The sequence below is a fragment of the Caballeronia sp. GAFFF2 genome, assembly GCF_023631485.1.
Taxonomy (GTDB): Bacteria; Pseudomonadota; Gammaproteobacteria; order Burkholderiales; family Burkholderiaceae; genus Caballeronia.
Map to the genome: position 1 here is coordinate 264,391 of NZ_JALQDA010000027.1, position 17,224 is coordinate 281,614.

The 17,224-nt window shown below is 60.6% G+C and carries 16 protein-coding genes; 14 read left to right on the plus strand and 2 right to left on the minus strand.

Going from position 1 to position 17,224, the window contains the following annotated elements; all coding sequences use genetic code 11:
- The first annotated feature begins 144 nt into the window (after positions 1–144).
- From NCT04_RS17615 to NCT04_RS17635, 5 genes are all read left to right on the plus strand, one after another.
- Entirely contained in the window at positions 145–1,923 is a 1,779-nt protein-coding gene (locus NCT04_RS17615) for an FAD-dependent oxidoreductase (protein ID WP_250466815.1), read from the plus strand.
- Complete coding sequence (locus NCT04_RS17620; protein WP_250466816.1) at positions 1,920–2,531, plus strand: NIPSNAP family protein; 612 nt, start codon at positions 1,920–1,922, stop codon at positions 2,529–2,531. Before NCT04_RS17615 ends, NCT04_RS17620 begins: the two co-directional genes overlap by 4 nt.
- Before the next feature lie 10 nt (positions 2,532–2,541).
- A complete protein-coding gene (locus NCT04_RS17625) occupies positions 2,542–3,366 on the plus strand; it encodes a sugar phosphate isomerase/epimerase family protein (RefSeq protein WP_250466819.1) in 825 nt (274 codons plus the stop codon).
- Positions 3,367–3,435: 69 nt separating this feature from the next.
- On the plus strand, positions 3,436–4,296 hold the full coding sequence (locus NCT04_RS17630) for an IclR family transcriptional regulator (RefSeq protein ID WP_250466821.1): 861 nt from the start codon (positions 3,436–3,438) through the stop codon (positions 4,294–4,296).
- Between the two features lie 67 nt (positions 4,297–4,363).
- A complete protein-coding gene (locus tag NCT04_RS17635) occupies positions 4,364–5,809 on the plus strand; it encodes a cytochrome P450 (RefSeq protein ID WP_250466822.1) in 1,446 nt (481 codons plus the stop codon).
- Between the two features lie 13 nt (positions 5,810–5,822).
- Here the strand turns inward: NCT04_RS17635 and NCT04_RS17640 are convergent, their stop codons facing one another.
- Positions 5,823–6,428, minus strand: a complete 606-nt coding sequence (locus NCT04_RS17640) for a helix-turn-helix domain-containing protein (RefSeq protein WP_250466824.1) — start codon at positions 6,426–6,428, stop codon at positions 5,823–5,825.
- A gap of 199 nt (positions 6,429–6,627) precedes the next feature.
- On the opposite strand from NCT04_RS17640, the gene amaB reads away from it, so the two are divergent.
- From amaB to NCT04_RS17685, 9 genes are all read left to right on the plus strand, one after another.
- Positions 6,628–8,127 carry an L-piperidine-6-carboxylate dehydrogenase gene (amaB, locus tag NCT04_RS17645; RefSeq protein ID WP_250467449.1) on the plus strand — a complete coding sequence of 500 codons (1,500 nt, stop codon included), beginning with the start codon at positions 6,628–6,630 and terminating at the stop codon, positions 8,125–8,127.
- 18 nt (positions 8,128–8,145) lie between these two features.
- A complete protein-coding gene (locus NCT04_RS17650) occupies positions 8,146–9,318 on the plus strand; it encodes an NAD(P)/FAD-dependent oxidoreductase (RefSeq protein WP_250466825.1) in 1,173 nt (390 codons plus the stop codon).
- Positions 9,319–9,573: 255 nt separating this feature from the next.
- Positions 9,574–9,774, plus strand: coding sequence for a hypothetical protein (locus NCT04_RS17655; RefSeq protein WP_244828357.1), 201 nt, complete (start codon positions 9,574–9,576; stop codon positions 9,772–9,774).
- A gap of 348 nt (positions 9,775–10,122) precedes the next feature.
- Positions 10,123–10,671: a hypothetical protein gene (locus NCT04_RS17660; RefSeq protein ID WP_250466826.1), complete on the plus strand. Its 549-nt coding sequence runs from the start codon at positions 10,123–10,125 to the stop codon at positions 10,669–10,671.
- Between the two features lie 170 nt (positions 10,672–10,841).
- Positions 10,842–11,228 carry a PaaI family thioesterase gene (locus NCT04_RS17665; protein WP_250466828.1) on the plus strand — a complete coding sequence of 129 codons (387 nt, stop codon included), beginning with the start codon at positions 10,842–10,844 and terminating at the stop codon, positions 11,226–11,228.
- Positions 11,229–11,239: 11 nt separating this feature from the next.
- On the plus strand, positions 11,240–12,157 hold the full coding sequence (locus tag NCT04_RS17670) for a LysR family transcriptional regulator (RefSeq protein ID WP_244828354.1): 918 nt from the start codon (positions 11,240–11,242) through the stop codon (positions 12,155–12,157).
- Between the two features lie 107 nt (positions 12,158–12,264).
- Positions 12,265–13,458, plus strand: coding sequence for a CaiB/BaiF CoA transferase family protein (locus tag NCT04_RS17675; RefSeq protein WP_250466830.1), 1,194 nt, complete (start codon positions 12,265–12,267; stop codon positions 13,456–13,458).
- Positions 13,455–14,387, plus strand: coding sequence for a hydroxymethylglutaryl-CoA lyase (locus NCT04_RS17680; RefSeq protein WP_244828352.1), 933 nt, complete (start codon positions 13,455–13,457; stop codon positions 14,385–14,387). Before NCT04_RS17675 ends, NCT04_RS17680 begins: the two co-directional genes overlap by 4 nt.
- 75 nt (positions 14,388–14,462) lie before the next feature.
- Positions 14,463–15,791, plus strand: a complete 1,329-nt coding sequence (locus tag NCT04_RS17685) for an MFS transporter (protein WP_244828349.1) — start codon at positions 14,463–14,465, stop codon at positions 15,789–15,791.
- Positions 15,792–16,117: 326 nt separating this feature from the next.
- On the opposite strand, the gene NCT04_RS17690 is transcribed toward NCT04_RS17685, so the two are convergent.
- Entirely contained in the window at positions 16,118–17,224 is a 1,107-nt protein-coding gene (locus tag NCT04_RS17690) for an acetate/propionate family kinase (protein WP_250466831.1), read from the minus strand.

Sequence of the window (17,224 nt, forward strand, 5' to 3'; positions counted from 1 at the left end):
GATCGAATACAAGCGGCCGTATGCGCGAGCTTGTCTCTCGGCTGTCTACGCGACATCGAACGTCACCAGACAGCATGCGTTTGCTGCACGAGGACTCTTCGCCGCGTGCGCCGGCAAGCAATAGACATCAACCCAGGCCTAGCGATGAAGCCTGACCCAGTACTGGAATGCGATGTCCTCGTGCTCGGTTCCGGTGCGGGCGGACTATCGACGGCCGTGACAGCGGCCACGCGCGGACTCTCCGTTTTGGTCTGCGAGAAGGAAGACGTCTTCGGCGGCACGACCGCGTGGTCGGGCGGCTGGATGTGGGTTCCGCGCAGTCCGCTTGCGACGCGCGCAGGAATGATCGAGGAAGCAGACGCGCCGCGAACGTATCTGAAGGCCGAACTCGGCGCGCAATACGACGCGGCTAAAGTCGACGCGCTCATCGAACACGGTCCGCGCATGGTCGAGTTCTTCGAGACAAATACGTCGATGCGTTTCATCGATGGCAACCGCATTCCGGACTTTCATACCTCGCAAGGCGCGGGAACGGGTGGCCGCTCCGTGTGCGCCATGCCTTTCGATGGTCGCGAACTCGGGGCGCTCATCGACAAGCTGCGGCCACCGCTTCTCGATACGACGATCAACGGCATGGCGATTTCTCCTGGACAAGAGCTCACGCACTTTCTGAACGCCACGCGCTCGGTGCGCTCCGCGTGGCATGTCACCAAACGCTTCGCCAAGTTCGCGCACGACAAGCTTCGCTACGGCAGATCGATGCATCTATTGAACGGCAATGCGCTCATTGCAAGACTCTTGAAGTCGGCGGCGGATCGTGGCGTCGATCTGCGCACGCGCGCTAAAGCGGTCGGTCTCTTGCGCGATGGCTATCGTGTGATCGGCGCTCATGTCGAGATCGAAGGCGTAAAGCATGAGGTCCATGCGCGACGCGGCGTGGTGCTCGCGTGCGGTGGTTATCCGCACGATGAAGCACGTCGCGCGGCTACGTTCGCTTATACGCCGACGGGCCGCGAACATTGGTCCGCGGCGCCGCGTTCCAACACCGGCGACGGCATTCGCATGGGCGAGGCCGCAGGCGCACACTTCAATGCAGCGCTCGAAAACCCCGCGGCTTGGGCGCCCGTTTCGCTCGTTTCGAAGCGCGATGGTCCGCATGTCGCGTTCGCGCATCTGATCGAACGCGGCAAGCCTGGTCTGATCGCGGTGACGCGTGCGGGGAGGCGCTTTGTGAACGAGGCGTCGTCGTACTACGACTTCATGTCCGCGTTGATGGACATCACACCCGCAGGCGATGAAGTGTGCGCGTGGCTCGTCTGCGATCATCGTTTTCTGCGACGCTATGGCCTTGGTGCCGCGAAGCCGTTTCCATTCCCGTTGCGCGCGCACGAACGCTCGGGCTATCTGAAAAGCGCGCCCACGCTCGAAGCGCTCGCGCGAGTTTGCGGCATCGAGACAACTGGTTTCATCGAAACCATCGCGGCGTATAACCACTACGCTCGCGACGGCTTCGATCCGCAATTTCATCGAGGCTCGACACCCTACAACCGCATGCAGGGCGATGCATCGCATAAGCCGAATCCATGCGTTGCACCTATTGCCGATGGCCCGTATCACGCAGTGAAAGTGCTGCCCGGCAGCCTCGGTACATTCGCCGGCCTCGCTACCGATTCGAGCGCCCGCGTGCTGGACGAAGCGCACATGCCGATTGCCGGCCTCTACGCAGTTGGCAACGATGCCGCGAGCATGATGGGCGGCCACTATCCCGCAGGCGGCATCACGCTCGGTCCGGCGATGACCTTCGGTTATCTCGCGGGCCACGCACTTGCAGATCAAAGCGATGACAGCAGTGAACGCGAAGCGCATCGCATCGAAACCATGACCACTCTCTCTCAATTCAATCAGGCAAGGACATTTCAATGACCCTGTACGACACAGTCACACTCACCGTGAAGATTGGCACGAACGCGCAGGTCTTCGAAAACATCAAGTCGAGCGGCGAGCAAGCAGGCGCGCGCTTGCTCGGATGCTGGTATTCCGATATCGGTGCCTTGGGCAAGGTGATGGTCTTGCGCGGCTACGCATCGGAAGGGGCACTGATCGATGAACGCAGGCGCCTTCTGCTCGAAGGCAATCCGTTCGGCTGCGGCGAATTCATTACGGATGTCGAAATAAACAGCTATGCGCTCTTTCCATTCCTGCCGCCGATCGAGCCTGCCGAACACAACGGCATCTATGAAATGCGCGTCTACGGCACGAAGCTCGCGAGCCTGCAGCACACCATCGACGCGTGGCAGAACGCCTTGCCCGAACGCACGAAGCGTTCGCCGTTGATCGGTGCAATGTACGCGCTCGATGGCACCGTGCCGCGTTTTCTGAACATCTGGCCGTACAAGAGCGTGGATGAACGCTCGCGTATTCGCGCGGAATCGGTGAAGGATGGCGTATGGCCGCCGAAGGGCGGACCCGCGCATCTGACGACGATGGAATCGACCATCTATGTGCCCGCACCGTTCTCGCCACTGCGCTAAGGAAAACCATATGTCCACACGAAAACTTTCGCTCTCAGCTTTGACCGTGCTCGAATTGACGCCGCCGCAGATGGTCGAATGCGCGGCGAACGCCGGCTATGACTATGTCGGCCTGCGCCTTCTTCCGGCGACCGATACCGAAGTGCGGCACGACATCATCGGCGATACACCGCTCGTGCGCGAGACGCTCGCGGCGTTGAAGGACACCGGCATTGGCGTGCTCGACACGGAAATTCTCCGCCTCAAACCCGACACCGATGTGACCGCATACGAGCCGATGCTTGCGACCGCCGCCGAACTTGGCGCGCGCTATGTGCTCGTCGCGGGCAACGATCCCGACGAGTCGCGCACCGCCGAGCGTCTCGCGCAGTTGTGCGATCTGGCGCGTCCGTATGGCCTCTCGCCATCGCTCGAACCGATGCCGTGGACCGACGCTAAGGACATCGTGCAAGCCGCGCGCATCGTGAAGGCGGCGGAACGCAACAACACGGGGCTGATCATCGATCCGCTTCACTTCGACCGCGCGGGGTCGTCGACCCAGACGCTGAGTGAGTTGCCGCGCGAGTATTTCGGCTATGTGCAGTTCTGCGACGCGCCCGCCGAGCGCCCGACCGACCTCGAAACACTACTTTTCCAGGCGCGCTGCGAGCGGATGATTCCGGGTGAAGGCGGTATCGACTTGTCTGGCATTTTGCATGCACTGCCGGGAGACTTGCCGCTTTCACTCGAAATACCGACGCAACAGTGGGCCAAGACCGCCAGCGCGCTCGAGCGCGCGAAGCGCATGCGCGAAGCGACGCTTGCCTTGCTTGACGAGGTTTATGCCGGGCATTGAACGATGGCGGTTGAATTCCGAGGTGGAATCATGTTCAAATTCCGAATCGGAACTTCGAGGTAACGAAACATGGCAGGAAATCTTGAGCGCGCGTTGTCCATCATCGAACTGCTGGCGAAGAACGGCGGACGCATGCCGCTTGCCGCCATCGCGGATACCTTGAGCATTCCCCGCAGCGGCACGCATCGTCTGCTCGCGATGTTGATCGACGAAGGCTACGTGCGCCAGGACGAGGATCACGGCGAGTACATGCTCGCGCTGAAGCTCGTGTCGCTTGCGCTGATCTATCTTTCGACGGGCGGCGTGCTCGATGTGTCGCAACCGGTGCTCGACCGCCTCGCGGCGGCGTCGGGCGAACTGGCGCGGCTTGGCGTGGTGGAGGACGATCACATCACCTTCGTCGGCAAGGCGCAGGGCGCGAAGTCCGGGCTGCGCTACGACCCGGACATGGGCAGCCAGCCGCCCTTGCATTGCACGGCAAGCGGACAGGCGTGGCTGTCGTCGCTGACCGATGAGGAAGCGCTCGAACTCGTGTCGAAGCAAGGCGGACTCGGCAAGCCCGGACAAGGCGGTCCGAAGGCGCCGAAGACGATTCAGCAGTTCCTGACCGACTTGCGCGCGGCGCGCGAACGCGGTTACGGCATCGCAAGCGAAACCTACGAAGCCGGCATGACGTCGATGGCCGCGCCGATTCATCATCCTATGACGGGCGTGGTCGTGGGTGTCGTCAGTCTCGCGGGTCCGACGAGCCGTTTGCCGGAAACGCGTCTGAAAGAGCTCGCGCCCGCGCTGCTCGAAGCGGCATCCGATATGAGCGCGGCAACCTTGAGCTCGCCTTATTTCAAGCGGCCGTCGACTCAAGCTCCGGTCGTTGCCGAGACGCCGGCGCCTGCTGGCAAGAAGCGGGCAAAAAGCGCTCTCGTTCAATAAGCGTAACGGCCGTCGCGCGCGTCGCGCTTGCACTATGCTGTGCACATCAGCGCTTGCGAGGCCGATCATGAATGCCGCGTCCGTCACAGCGTCTTTGCGCGAAATCGACGACTTGCCTTCGCCGCGCGGCTTGCCGCTCGCGGGCAATCTCTTTCAATTGCCGCCGTCGACTCATCATCTGACGCTCGAGCGATGGGCGAAGGAACTGGGCACGCCGTATCGCTTCAAGCTCGGCCGCGTGCCTATTGTCGTGTGGTCGGATTTCGAGCTATCGCAAGCGGTTTTGCGTGAACGTCCGCATCGTTATCGGCGTTACGGTCCGCTCGAAACCTTGTTCGATGAAGTCGGCTGTAACGGTCTCTTTTCCATCGAAGGCGAAGCGTGGGCGCCGCAGCGTCGGCTCGTGATGCAGGCGCTGTCCGTGCCGCATATCAAGGCGTTTTATCCGACGCTAGCCGCGATCACCGAGCGTTTGCGGCGGCGCTGGGAGTCGGCCGCGCGCGAGGGACGTATCGTCGAGATGAACGACGATTTGAAACGCTATACCGTCGATGTCACGAGCGCGCTCGCATTCGGCGAAGACCCGAACACGCTGGAAAAAGAACGCGGCGTCATCCAGGAGCATCTCTCGCAGCTTCTGCCGATGATCATGACGCGCCTCTCCACGCCGTTTCCCTACTGGCGCTATATGCGGCTGCCGCGCGACCGCCGATTCGATCGTGCAATGGCCGAAGTGCATCGCTATGTGCGTGGCTTGATGTCGAGATCGCGCGAACGCATGCGTGACGAGGCATCTGCACTCGAGCCGCGCAATTTGCTCGAAGCGATGCTCGCGCTGCGTGACGCGCCCGAGTCCGGCCTCACCGATGACGAAGTCGCCGCCAACGTCATGACGATGCTCGTCGCGGGCGAAGACACGACGGTGGCATCGCTCGCATGGGGACTCCTGTTCCTCGGCGGCGATGAAGCCTTGCAGACGCGCATCGCGACGCATGCAAAATGCACGTTCGGCGACGCGCGCGTTTGTCCGAGTTATCAGGCAATGCGCGAACTCGATCTATGCGAGGCCGTCTGCACGGAGGCGAGCCGACTGCATCCGGTGGCGCCGTATTTGTCGCTGGAACCGCTTGCGGAAGTCGAGTTGCAGGGCGTGCGGCTACCCGCGGGCACCAAGCTCTTTTTTCTAAATCGTCCCGCGATGCTCGACGAAAGCCACTTCAGCGATCCCGCGCGCTACGATCCGGATCGCTGGCTGCGCGAGCATCGGCTGCAGGCGGGGGAGCACGCAATTCAGGGGACGCACGATCCACGCGCTTATCTGCAATTCGGCGCGGGGCCGCGCGTGTGTCCGGGACGGCATCTGGCAGCGGTCGAAATGCGGCTCGTCATTTCGATGCTCACGGCGAATTTCACGGCGCGCCTGGCTCAGGATGCCGCCGATATTCACGAAGTCTGCAGCTTCACGGTGGTGCCAAATCGCATGCCGATGCGGCTCGCTCTGCGGCCCGCTTGAACCGCGTCATCGTTCATTGAACGTCGGCGGCACCGGTTGCCATCCACAGAACTTCGGCATCTTCCGCGCTGGTCGATATCGCCGCGTGGCCCGTGCGGCTGTCGAAATAGATGCTGTCGCCCGCATTCAGATGCGTCGGCGCATAGAGTTCCGAGTAGAGGCATACGCTACCGCTGATCACGTACAAAAACTCTTCGCCTTCGTGACGGCCCCAGTCGTCGAAGGCATCCAGTGTATGCGCCGAGATGCGGATGCGAAACGGCAGCATCGCCTTGTGCGCGAGTTCAGTCGCCAGCAATTCCATCTGATAACCGCGATACGCGTGCCTTTGCCCTTCGTCGCGTCGCGTGAGTGCGCGCCGGCCGCTTGCGCTGGCAGCGGGCGCGCTGCCGAACAGTTCCGCGAGATCGATCTGCAGGCCGCGTACTATCTTCTGCAAGACATCGAAAGTCGGCGACATCAAGCCGTTCTCGATCTTCGACAACGCCGAGCGCGACACGCCGCATAGCCGACTCGCGGTTTCCAGCGTGAGATTCTGAGCGCTGCGAGCGTGCTTTACCCGTCGTCCGAGATCGGCTGCGGATTGCTCAGTCGAATTTTTGGCGGGCAAAGTAGACATGAGAGGTCGAAGGTGGTTTGTTTCCGATAATACCATCGACTTTTCGGGCGTTTGCATTCGGTATGCAAACCGAGACTGGTGAGAACCCCAATATTGACAGCGTTGTGAGCATGCGACGCTGGGCGTATAGTTTCCGAACTTGACCGTTGTTTCGCATCGGAAACAGCGAGGCTAATCTTGCATGCAAAAGGAATTCACTGTGGACGCCAAGACCATTCTCTCCGACCTCGGTATCGCAGGCATCGCGAACGAGGGCGACATGACTGTCACTTCGCCCATCAGCGGCGAAATCATCGGACGCGTGAAACGCCATACTTCCGCCGATGTCGATACCGCGCTTGCGCAAGCCCGCAGCGCATTTGCCGTATGGCGCAACGTTCCGGCGCCGCGACGTGGCGAACTGGTGCGTTTGCTCGGCAATCGCCTGCGCGAAAAGAAGGCTGCGCTCGGCCGGCTCGTCGCGCTTGAGGCGGGCAAGATCCTGCAAGAGGGCCTGGGCGAAGTGCAGGAAATGATCGACATTTGCGACTTCGCCGTCGGCCTGTCGCGGCAACTGTATGGCCTGACGATCGCCTCCGAGCGGCCCAGTCATCGAATGGCGGAAACGTGGCATCCGTTCGGCGTCTGCACGATCATTTCTGCATTCAATTTTCCGGTCGCGGTGTGGTCGTGGAACGCGGCGCTTGCGCTCGTGTGCGGCAATGCGGTCGTGTGGAAGCCGTCGGAAAAGACGCCGCTTACCGCGCTCGCCGTCGATCGCATCATGCGCGATGTACTCGACGAGTTCGGCACCGCGCCGGCCGGCCTGGCATCGGTTCTGATCGGCGACCGTGAAGTGGGCGCGAAGCTCGTCGCGGACAAACGCTCCGATATCGTCAGCGCGACCGGCAGCACGGAAATGGGCCGCGCGGTGGGCGTGGAAGTGGCGCGCCGTTTCGGGCGCTCCATTCTCGAACTCGGCGGCAACAATGCCGGCATCGTTTCGCAGACGGCCAATCGTGACCTCGCGCTGCGCGGCATTCTGTTTTCGGCGGTCGGCACGGCGGGGCAGCGCTGCACGTCGCTGCGGCGTCTTTTCGTCCATGAGAGCATCTATGACGAAACCGTCGCTCGCCTCAAGGATTTGTATGCAAAAGTCCCGGTCGGCAATCCGTTGAACGACGGCGTGTTGATGGGACCGCTCATCGACGTGCAGGCTTTCGCGCGCATGCAGGACGCCCTGGAACAGGCGAAGGGCGAGGGCGGCAAGGTGTTCGGCGGCGAACGCGTGAGCGTGACGGGTAACGAGAATGGCTATTACGTGCGTCCCGCGCTCGTCGAAATGCCCGCACAAAGCGAAGTCGTGCTGAAGGAAACCTTCGCGCCCATTCTCTACGTGATGCGCTACACCGATTTCGATGACGCCATCGCCGCGAACAACGCCGCCGCGCACGGCTTGTCCTCATGCGCCTTCACGACGGATCTGCGCGAGGCGGAGCGCTTTCTGTCGGCATCGGGCAGCGATTGCGGCATCGCCAATATCAACATCGGGCCGAGTGGCGCGGAGATCGGCGGCGCGTTCGGCGGCGAAAAGGAAACCGGCGGCGGACGCGAATCCGGCTCGGACGCGTGGAAGGCCTACATGCGGCGCGCGACCAACACGATCAACTATTCGTCGGAATTGCCGCTTGCACAGGGCATCGACTTCAATCTCGGCTAGTCCTTAAACGGAGGCGGCGTGGTGTCCAAGGTTGTGATCGTTGGCGGCGGCGTGATCGGCAGTTCGACCGCGTACTTTCTTCGCTTGATGGATCCAGGCGTGCAAGTCACGGTGATCGAGCGCGATCCGACTTACGCGCGCTCGTCGTCGGCGTTGTCTGCGGCGTCGATCAGACAGCAATTCTCGACGCCGCTTTCCGTGCGTATGTCGTTGTTCGGTATCGAGTTCTTACGGTCGATTGGCGAGCGGCTCGAAGTGAACGGCGAACGGCCTTCGGTCGATCTGCACGAAGGCGGCTATCTCTTTCTAGCGACGCCGCTGGGCCTGTCCACGCTGCAAGAGAACCATGCGCTGCAACGCGAACTCGGCGCGGATATCACCTTGCTCGATCCCGCTTCCCTGCGCGCGCGCTTCCCTTGGTTGAATACAAAAGACCTTGCGGCGGGTGCGTTCGGCGAGACCGGCGAAGGCTGGTTCGACGGCTATGGTCTCGTCCAGGCGCTACGACGCAAGGCGCAGGCGCTGGGCGCGCGTTACGTGGCCGCCGAAGTGACGGATATTGAATGCCAAGGCGGCCAGGCGAAGCGCGTGCTTGCCTCGAACGGCGAAGCGTTCGCATGCGATGTCGTCGTCAACGCGGCGGGCGCTTGGTCGCGCCGGATTGCGGCAATGCTCGACATCGATATTCCGGTGCACGCGCGGCGGCGCAGCATTTTCAACGTATCGTCGCCAGCGGTGCTCGAAGACTGCCCATTGTTGATTGATCCAAGTGGCGTCTACTTTCGCCCTGAGGGACGCACGTTTATCTGCGGCACATCGCCTTCGGCGGACAACGATCCGGACGACCTGCCGCTCGATGAAGTCGATCACGCGCTTTTTGACGATGTCATTTGGCCGACGCTTGCGCATCGCGTTCCGGGATTCGAAGCGCTGCGCGTGGAACGATGCTGGTCTGGGTATTATGAATACAACGTGTTTGACCAGAATGCGATCATTGGGGCCCACCCGCACATCGAGAATTGCCTTTTTGCCAATGGGTTCAGCGGACACGGCTTGCAACAAGGACCCGCAACGGGACGGGGCTTGAGCGAACTTATCTTGCATGGAAAATACATCACGCTGGATTTATCTTCGCTCGATTGGGCGCGCGTGTTGACCGGCCGGCCAATCATTGAAAAAAACGTGGTTTGAAAAAGCTATATGCAGTCGAGTTGCATAAACCAGCATGGCTGCATTACCGTCTGCAAAAGCAGGCGCTAATATGGCCGTCAGAGAAATTAGCAGATTGCTGTCAACGACATGGGCACGCGGTAAATAGCAATTTTTTCGAGCAAGTCACAAAAATGCCGTTCGTCCATCAATGAAATCCACTAGGGCCAATAGACGCCGATAAGCGCATGCTTAAACCGTCAGACGCAACTTGCGTTTTTAGTACGGAGACAAGACATGGAAGCCTATATGAGCGCCCGGCTCGCACAATGGCTGGAAGACGAAGCCGACACCGCGTCGGCAACAACTGCCCCGGTGTGTCACAAGTCCAGCCAGGTCAGCGGCGCACCACAGTATGTTGCGGAAATCTGCGGTCGTTTTGCAGGCGAGAAAACCGAAGAGGAACAAAAATCCTGCGTGATTCGCGGGTATAACTGATCATTTTCTTTTCCGATTCGTTGCGCGTGCGACACGCTTTATGGCACGCGTAGCGCAACTCTGCCCGATAGAAAAAGCCATTCACGCGAGAAAAGGATTTTGCTTATGATCGCTTCAGGTCATTAAGCTTCCACGATTCACGCGCATCAATCGGCGCTGGAAAATTATTTCCATTGCAAGCTAGAAAATCGCGGTTGACGCATTTTGGCAATGTGGCGTCGCGTGAGAACGTGGAGCGAGTTTTTTTGATCGCCTACGCTGACGCTTGTGAATGGAGAATTCCAATGAAAGATATCGGGGAGCGGCAAGATTTGACCGCTCGGCAACCGCATGTTTTGCGAGCGTGTCATGAGCGGCGGTGACGATCCCGGGCCACTGGAACTGATGTCGCCGCCCGCCCGGCGCATGCGCGACAGACCAGCCGACTTGCCGCCGGTCGCGTTCGAGCTGCCTGTCACGCCACCGTTCGAACCGCCGTCAGGCAAGCGCTCGCTTCAAGATCTCGTGGCGGACGCGGATCGTCTGCGCCGTGCGGTTGCGGCGTCGGCGTGTGTAGTCGTTGCATGGTCGATATTCGAGGCGCCTTGGGAAATCGACGCCAACAGCAGCACGGAGGAGATTGCCGGCGTCATCTTTTCGAAGGCGATGCTCGGCGCTATCGCAGCCTTTGCGCTTGCCGGACGCAAGTCGGCGCGCTATCTGCTGCTCTTTGTATGCTTGACGAGCGTGCTGGCCATCGTACCTGACTTGCCTGCCGAATTCGTTCATGCGCCATGGCTGGCGTTCTTATCCAGCGTCGAGTCTTTGGCAAAGCTCGCGACTTTTGCCATGCTCGCGTGGTATCTCAAGCTCGTCAGCCGAATCGACGCTTTGCGCGCAGTTGCGCCGACCAAATGAAGGCTTAAGACTTGAACAACCTCTTCAAAACCCGCCTCGCGCGGGTTTTTTGATGTGCGCGAGAAACCCAACGTGGCGGCACGTTGCGCGCCTCGATGGCACAATCGAATGCAATATTCCAAACCCGCGCAGCACCCACAAGCATCGACGATGCAAGGAGATCCGCAAACGTGGCGAACCTGGATCTGGACAATCCGTTTCTCGAAGCGCTTGGCGCGACCCTTACGGCATGGCGCGCCGGGTATGCAGAATTCAATATGCCAATTCACGCGGGGCATTTGAACCGTCAACGCATTCTTCAGGGCGGCGCGATCGCTACCTTGCTCGACGCCGCCTGCGGTTACGCGGGTCTTTTCACGAGCGGTTCCACGCCCATCCACGGGTTCACGCTTTCGCTCACGGTCAACTATCTGGATCGAGGTATTGGCGACAAGGTGGTCGCCAAAGGATTCCTTGAGCGACAAGGCCGCTCGGTTTACTTTGCGCGCGGCGAAGCGTGGATAGACGAGCGCGTGATGATTGCGAGCGCGCAAGGCACGTTCAAGTACGCGCGCTGAAGCACCATGCCATGACCTCTCGCAACCTGCTCCGGCGCCTCGACCTCACCACGCTGCAACTCTTTCTCGCGGTTTTCGAGGAAGGCACGCTCACACGCGCGGCGGAACGTGAAGCGATCGCGGTTTCGGCGGCGAGCAAGCGGTTGCTGGAACTCGAGCAAGCGGTCGGCGCCGTGTTGTTCGAGCGCAAGGCGCGTGGAATGGAGCTCACGCCCGCGGGCGAAACGCTACTGCACCATGCGCGCCGCGTGTTGCGCGATGTCGAGAATATCGGCATCGAACTGGCGGAACATGCGAGCGGCGTGCGCGGTTATGTGCGGATGATGGCGAATCTTTCCGCCATCGTCGAATTCCTTCCGGAAGATTTGCGCGCGTTCATCACCGTGCACGATCAGATCAAGATCGATCTGGAGGAGCGGCCGAGCGGCGGCATCGTGGAAGGCGTGCTGGATAGTCTCGTCGATCTCGGCATTTGCTCGGGCGATGCCGACACGCGCGGACTTCAATCCACGCATTACCGCCATGACCGTCTCGTGATCGTGACGCCGGGCGATCATCCGCTGAGCCAACGCGAGCACGTCACTTTCGCCGATACGCTCGACTTCGACCATATTGGCCTGCATTCGGCCAGTTCCATCAATATGCGCACGCATCTGGCCGCGCGGCAAGCTGGCAAGGCGTTGCGGCTGCGCATTCATGTGCCGGGCTTCGATGCCGTTTGCCGCATGGTTCAGGCGGGCATGGGCGTGGGCGTGTTGCCGCATCGCGTGTTCGAGGCGATGGGGCGACAGCTTGGACTCGCTGCCGTCGCGCTCGACGAGGAGTGGGCCGCGCGCAGCCTCGTGATCGTCGTGCGCGATACGGGCGCCTTGTCGCCAGTGAGCCGTCTTTTGTTCGATCATTTGCGATCGGTGGAAGCGGGCACATAAGCGAGCGTTCGTCATCCGCGAACGATGCTTGCCAAAATGCGGTTGGACGCGGTCGAGCGTTCGCCAATAAGCTTGTCTCAAGCAAATCATAAATGGAGACAAGCACCATGAGCGGACCCCTCAAGGGCATTCGCGTCATCGAGATCGGCACCCTCATCGCGGCGCCTTTCGCGGCGCGCATGCTGGCCGAATTCGGCGCCGAAGTCATCAAGATCGAAACCCCCAACGGCGGCGATCCGTTGCGCAAATGGCGCAAGCTTCATGAAGGCACGTCACTCTGGTGGTATCTACAGTCGCGCAACAAGAAATCCGTGTGCGTGAATCTCAAGTCGCCGGAAGGCGCGGACGTCATCAAGCGTCTTGCGGCGGATGCGGACGTCGTCATCGAAAATATGCGGCCGGGCGCGCTCGAAAAGCTTGGCCTTGGCTGGGACGTTTTGCATGCAATCAACCCGAAGCTCACGATGGTACGCATTTCCGGCTACGGTCAGACGGGCCCGTATCGTGACCGGCCGGGCTTCGGTGCAATCGGCGAAGCGATGGGTGGCATTCGGTATACAACCGGCGATGCCGATGGCCTGCCCGCGCGCGTCGGTGTCAGTCTTGGCGACTCACTCGCGTCGCTGCATGGCGTGATCGGCGCGTTGATGTCCCTGTTGCGCGTCAAGACCGGACAAGGCGACGGTCAGGTGGTCGATGTCTCGCTCGTGGAAAGTGTTTTCAACCTGATGGAGAGCCTCGTACCCGAATACGATTTGCTCGGGCATGTACGCGAGCGCAGCGGCGGCGCGCTGCCGGGAATCGCGCCATCGAACACCTATCGGACCGAGGACGGCGGCTTCGTCGTGATCGCAGGCAACAGCGACCCGATCTACAAGCGTCTGATGAACGTGATAGACCGCCCCGATCTCGCCGACGATCCTGCGCTCGCGCACAACGATGGTCGTGTGCGGCAGAGTGCGATGCTCGACGAAGCCATCACGGCGTGGACCACGCATCATGCAATGGACGATGTGCTCGACACACTCGCCGTTGCGGAAGTCCCTGCGGGACGCATCTATTCCGTTGCGGACATCATCGACGATGCGCATTACCAGGCGCGCGATATGTTGCTGCAGGCCGACTTGCCGGGCGGTGCATCGGTGAAGATGCCGGGAATCGTGCCGAAACTGTCGGATACGCCAGGCGAAGTGCGCTGGCAAGGACCGACGCTTGGCGAACATACGCAATCGGTGCTGGAATCGCTCGGCTTCGATGCAAGCGAAGTGCAAAGGCTTCGTGCCGAAGGAGCGGTTCAATGAACGATGATCGTTTGCTCGTTCAGGAAGTCGCGCCGCGCGACGGCTTGCAGATCGAATCGAAATGGGTCGAGACTGCCGACAAGATTGCATTGATCGATGGTCTCTCGGCGTGCGGCTTCACGCGCATCGAAGCGGGCTCGTTTGTATCGCCGAAAGCCATTCCTGCGTTGCGTGATGGCGAGGCCGTGTTCAAGGGCATCGAGCGTCAAGAAGGCGTGATCTATGTCGCGCTGGTGCCGAACGTGAAGGGCGCGCAGCGTGCGCTCGATGCGAACGCCGACGAACTGAACCTCGTGATGTCTGCAAGCCAGACGCACAATCGCGCCAACATGCGCATGAGTTGCGAGGCATCGCTCGAGGGCTTCGGGGATATCGTCGCGCTCGCGCAAGGTACGAAGGCCATGCTCAATGCAACGGTTGCCACCGCGTTCGGCTGTCCGTTCGAAGGGCATATCGATGAAGACCGCGTGGTGTCGATCGTGCGGGCATATCGCGAGTTGGGTATCGATGGCATCACGCTTGCCGATACGACGGGCATGGCGAATCCGCGACAGGTCGCGCGGCTCGTTACGCGCGTGCTGGAGCAAGTGCCGGCCGCTGCGTTGACGTTGCATTTTCATAATACGCGAGGGCTAGGCCTTGCCAACGTACTCGCCGCATACAACGCAGGCGCACGCCGGTTCGATGCCGCGCTCGGCGGCCTGGGTGGTTGTCCATTCGCGCCGGGTGCATCGGGAAACATCTGTAGCGAAGACCTCGTGAACATGTGCGACGAGATGGGCATACCCACAGGCGTCGATTTGCAGAAGCTCATCACGTTGTCACGCACTTTGCCTGCGCTCGTCGGCCATGACGTGCCGGGACAAGTCGCGAAGGCAGGACGCAACTGCGACCTGCATCCCGTTCCCGATTACGTGCGCGCAATCTGAAATCATCGACGACAAACCATACGACCGGATATCACAAAACAATCCGGCCACTTTGCTTCGAGCAAGGAGACAAACATGAGTGACTTGAGCGTAGGTGCGCCGCGTGAGCAAGCGCTAGGCAATACCGCGGACATCATCCGCAAGGTGGCATGGCGGCTCATGCCGCTCATCATGCTGTGTTATCTGTTCGCGTTCTTCGACCGCATCAATATCAGCTTCGCGAAGTTTCAACTGCAAAGCACGTTGGGTTTCTCCGATACCGCCTACGGTCTCGGCGCGAGTCTCTTCGTGATCGGCTATGTGCTTTTCGAAGTGCCGAGCAACTTGCTGCTCTACAAAGTCGGTGCGCGTCGATGGATAGCGCGCATCATGATTTCATGGGGTATCGCAACGGCGCTGATGGTTTTCGTGCAGACCGAGTGGCAGTTCTATGGCTTGCGCTTCATCATCGGCGCGATGGAAGCGGGCTTTGCGCCAGGCGTGCTTTACTACCTGACGCTGTGGTTTCCGGCGAGCTATCGCGGACGTATCACGTCGCTGCTGTTTCTTGCATCGGCGTTCTCGGGTTTGTTTGGCGCCCCGTTGTCCGGTCTCGTGCTGGGGCATATGAACGGCGTGTTCGGTATCGCCGGATGGCATTGGCTCTTTCTGCTTGGCGGCCTGCCTTGCGTGCTGCTTGGCATTCTCGTTTTGAAGGTGCTGAAAGATCGTATCGACGATGCCGCGTGGCTCACGGGCGCCGAGAAGACTTACCTGAAAAGCCAAATCGCGACGCAGAGCCAGCACACGGACTCCGGGCACTCGCTCTTCGGCGCGATCAAGACACCCGGTTTTCTGATGCTCGGACTGATCTACTTTCTGATTCAAGTCGGATCGTATGGTCTCAACTTCTGGGCGCCGCATTTGATTCGCGCCGCCGGGACGGAGAATCCGACGATCATCGGTCTGTTGACGGCGGTGCCTTATATCTGCGGGGCGATCTGCATGGTCGTGGTAGGGCGCATGTCGGATCGCTCCGGCGAGCGGCGCAAGTTCGTCTGTGTATTGCTTCTGATGGCGGCTGCAGGCTTCTTCGCGGCCGGCGTGTTCGACAAGCAGACGGCGTTGTTGATCGCCGCGCTCGGTGTGATGGGTGCGGGCGTGATTGCATCGATTCCGGCGTTCTGGGCGTTGCCGCCCAAGCTATTGACGGGAGCAGGCGCGGCGGGCGGGATCGCGCTTATCAATACGCTTGGACAGCTTGGAGGCATCGTGAGTCCGGTGATGGTCGGACGTATTCGTGATGTCACCGGCAGCACGACGCCTGCGCTGTATGCCATCGGTGCGATGAGCCTGATTTGCGCGCTGCTGCTCTTGTATGGGCTGCCGCAGTCGTTGCGGCAAAGGGATCATTCGGAGAAATAGGACCAAGGTGGTCCGAGGAAGGTTGAAGAAGCGCCCGGCGATGGTTGTTCACCGGGCGCTTTGCCTATTGCATGCTGCATTCGGTACGTTGAATGCAGAATGGGATTTGTCGACACGTGGCCGTTCTTCACGCTTGGTGCTTTCACGTTGTGCAGCCTTTTGCATGCAAAAGTCAAAGAAACTCGGCGTGCAATCGGATCGTGGTTAGCGCGTTGCGTTGCTTGTACGAGTGCACGCAACCTAAAGATCTACGTCTTGTCCGCTGCATTCTGCATGCAAAATGCCGCCGACCATCCGACGGCACACTGCATGCAAAATGCAACCAGTCACGCATCAAGCAACCGCCGACAATGCCTTGCAATCTGCCGTTCCTCGTCGGTCTCCACGACCCGATGCGAAGCCCCAAGAAACGAAAGCCCATCGAGAATCTGCGCACGAACCGCCTCGCTATGCTCGCCAATTCCTCCGCTGAACACGATCTCATCCAGCCCGCCGAGCAAAGCCGCATACCCGCCGATAGTCTTCCGTATCGCCGTGCAAAACACGTCGATGGCAAGCGTTGCGTTCGCATCGCCGTGATCGCGGCGTTCGATCAGCGTTTGCATATCGTCGTCCGATTCCGATAACGCTTTGAGACCGCTTTGCCGATTCACGAGCGTCTCCAGCGCATCCGCGTCAAGCGACTCCTGGCGCAAGAGATGAATCAGCACACCGGGATCGAGGTCGCCGCTGCGCGTCGCCATCGGAATGCCGCCGGTGGGCGTCATCCCCATCGACGTATCGATTGAATGGCCATTGTGCAACGCGCACAGGCTCGCGCCGCTGCCAAGATGCGCGATGACCGTGCGCGGCTTCAGCTTCGCGCCAAGCGCGTTGACGATGGATTCATACGACAGTCCGTGGAATCCATAACGCATGACGCCACGCTCGGCAAACTCTCGCGGTAACGCATAACGCGTCGCGCGCTCCGGCATCGTGCGATGGAATACCGTATCGAAGCATGCAAAATGCCGTATGCCAGTGAAGATGCCCTGCGCTTCGTCGATGAGGGCAAGCGATTGCGGCAGATGCAGCGGCGCAAACGGCACGGCGTCGCGCAACGTGTCCTTGAGCGCGGCAGTAATCTCGCGATGCTCCCGCACATCCGGTCCACCATGCACCACGCGATGCCCGACCGCTGCAAGCGGTTCGCGCATATGCTCGCGCAGGGCATCGGCGACACGCTGCAACGCGTCGTACTGCGACTCCATCAGATGGTCCTGCGCGACATCGATCTGCTTGTCGGAAGAACGCATCGTCAAGGAACCGTTGTCGCGGCCGATGCCCTTCGCGCTGCCCGTGAGCCACGCCTCTTCATCGCCGTCGTTCGCCATGAACACGCCGAACTTGAGCGAAGACGAGCCGCTGTTCAACACGAGAATGCCCTGTGTCAT

Coding starts and splice junctions, on each gene's coding strand:
- NCT04_RS17690 (WP_250466831.1), bottom strand. CDS start 17,224: ATGACACAGGGCATTCTCGTGTTGAACAGCGGCTCGTCTTCGCTCAAG.
- NCT04_RS17670 (WP_244828354.1), top strand. CDS start 11,240: ATGACCTCTCGCAACCTGCTCCGGCGCCTCGACCTCACCACGCTGCAA.
- NCT04_RS17620 (WP_250466816.1), top strand. CDS start 1,920: ATGACCCTGTACGACACAGTCACACTCACCGTGAAGATTGGCACGAAC.
- NCT04_RS17675 (WP_250466830.1), top strand. CDS start 12,265: ATGAGCGGACCCCTCAAGGGCATTCGCGTCATCGAGATCGGCACCCTC.
- NCT04_RS17635 (WP_250466822.1), top strand. CDS start 4,364: ATGAATGCCGCGTCCGTCACAGCGTCTTTGCGCGAAATCGACGACTTG.
- NCT04_RS17655 (WP_244828357.1), top strand. CDS start 9,574: ATGGAAGCCTATATGAGCGCCCGGCTCGCACAATGGCTGGAAGACGAA.
- NCT04_RS17625 (WP_250466819.1), top strand. CDS start 2,542: ATGTCCACACGAAAACTTTCGCTCTCAGCTTTGACCGTGCTCGAATTG.
- NCT04_RS17640 (WP_250466824.1), bottom strand. CDS start 6,428: ATGTCTACTTTGCCCGCCAAAAATTCGACTGAGCAATCCGCAGCCGAT.
- NCT04_RS17630 (WP_250466821.1), top strand. CDS start 3,436: ATGGCAGGAAATCTTGAGCGCGCGTTGTCCATCATCGAACTGCTGGCG.
- NCT04_RS17660 (WP_250466826.1), top strand. CDS start 10,123: ATGAGCGGCGGTGACGATCCCGGGCCACTGGAACTGATGTCGCCGCCC.
- NCT04_RS17680 (WP_244828352.1), top strand. CDS start 13,455: ATGAACGATGATCGTTTGCTCGTTCAGGAAGTCGCGCCGCGCGACGGC.
- NCT04_RS17615 (WP_250466815.1), top strand. CDS start 145: ATGAAGCCTGACCCAGTACTGGAATGCGATGTCCTCGTGCTCGGTTCC.
- NCT04_RS17685 (WP_244828349.1), top strand. CDS start 14,463: ATGAGTGACTTGAGCGTAGGTGCGCCGCGTGAGCAAGCGCTAGGCAAT.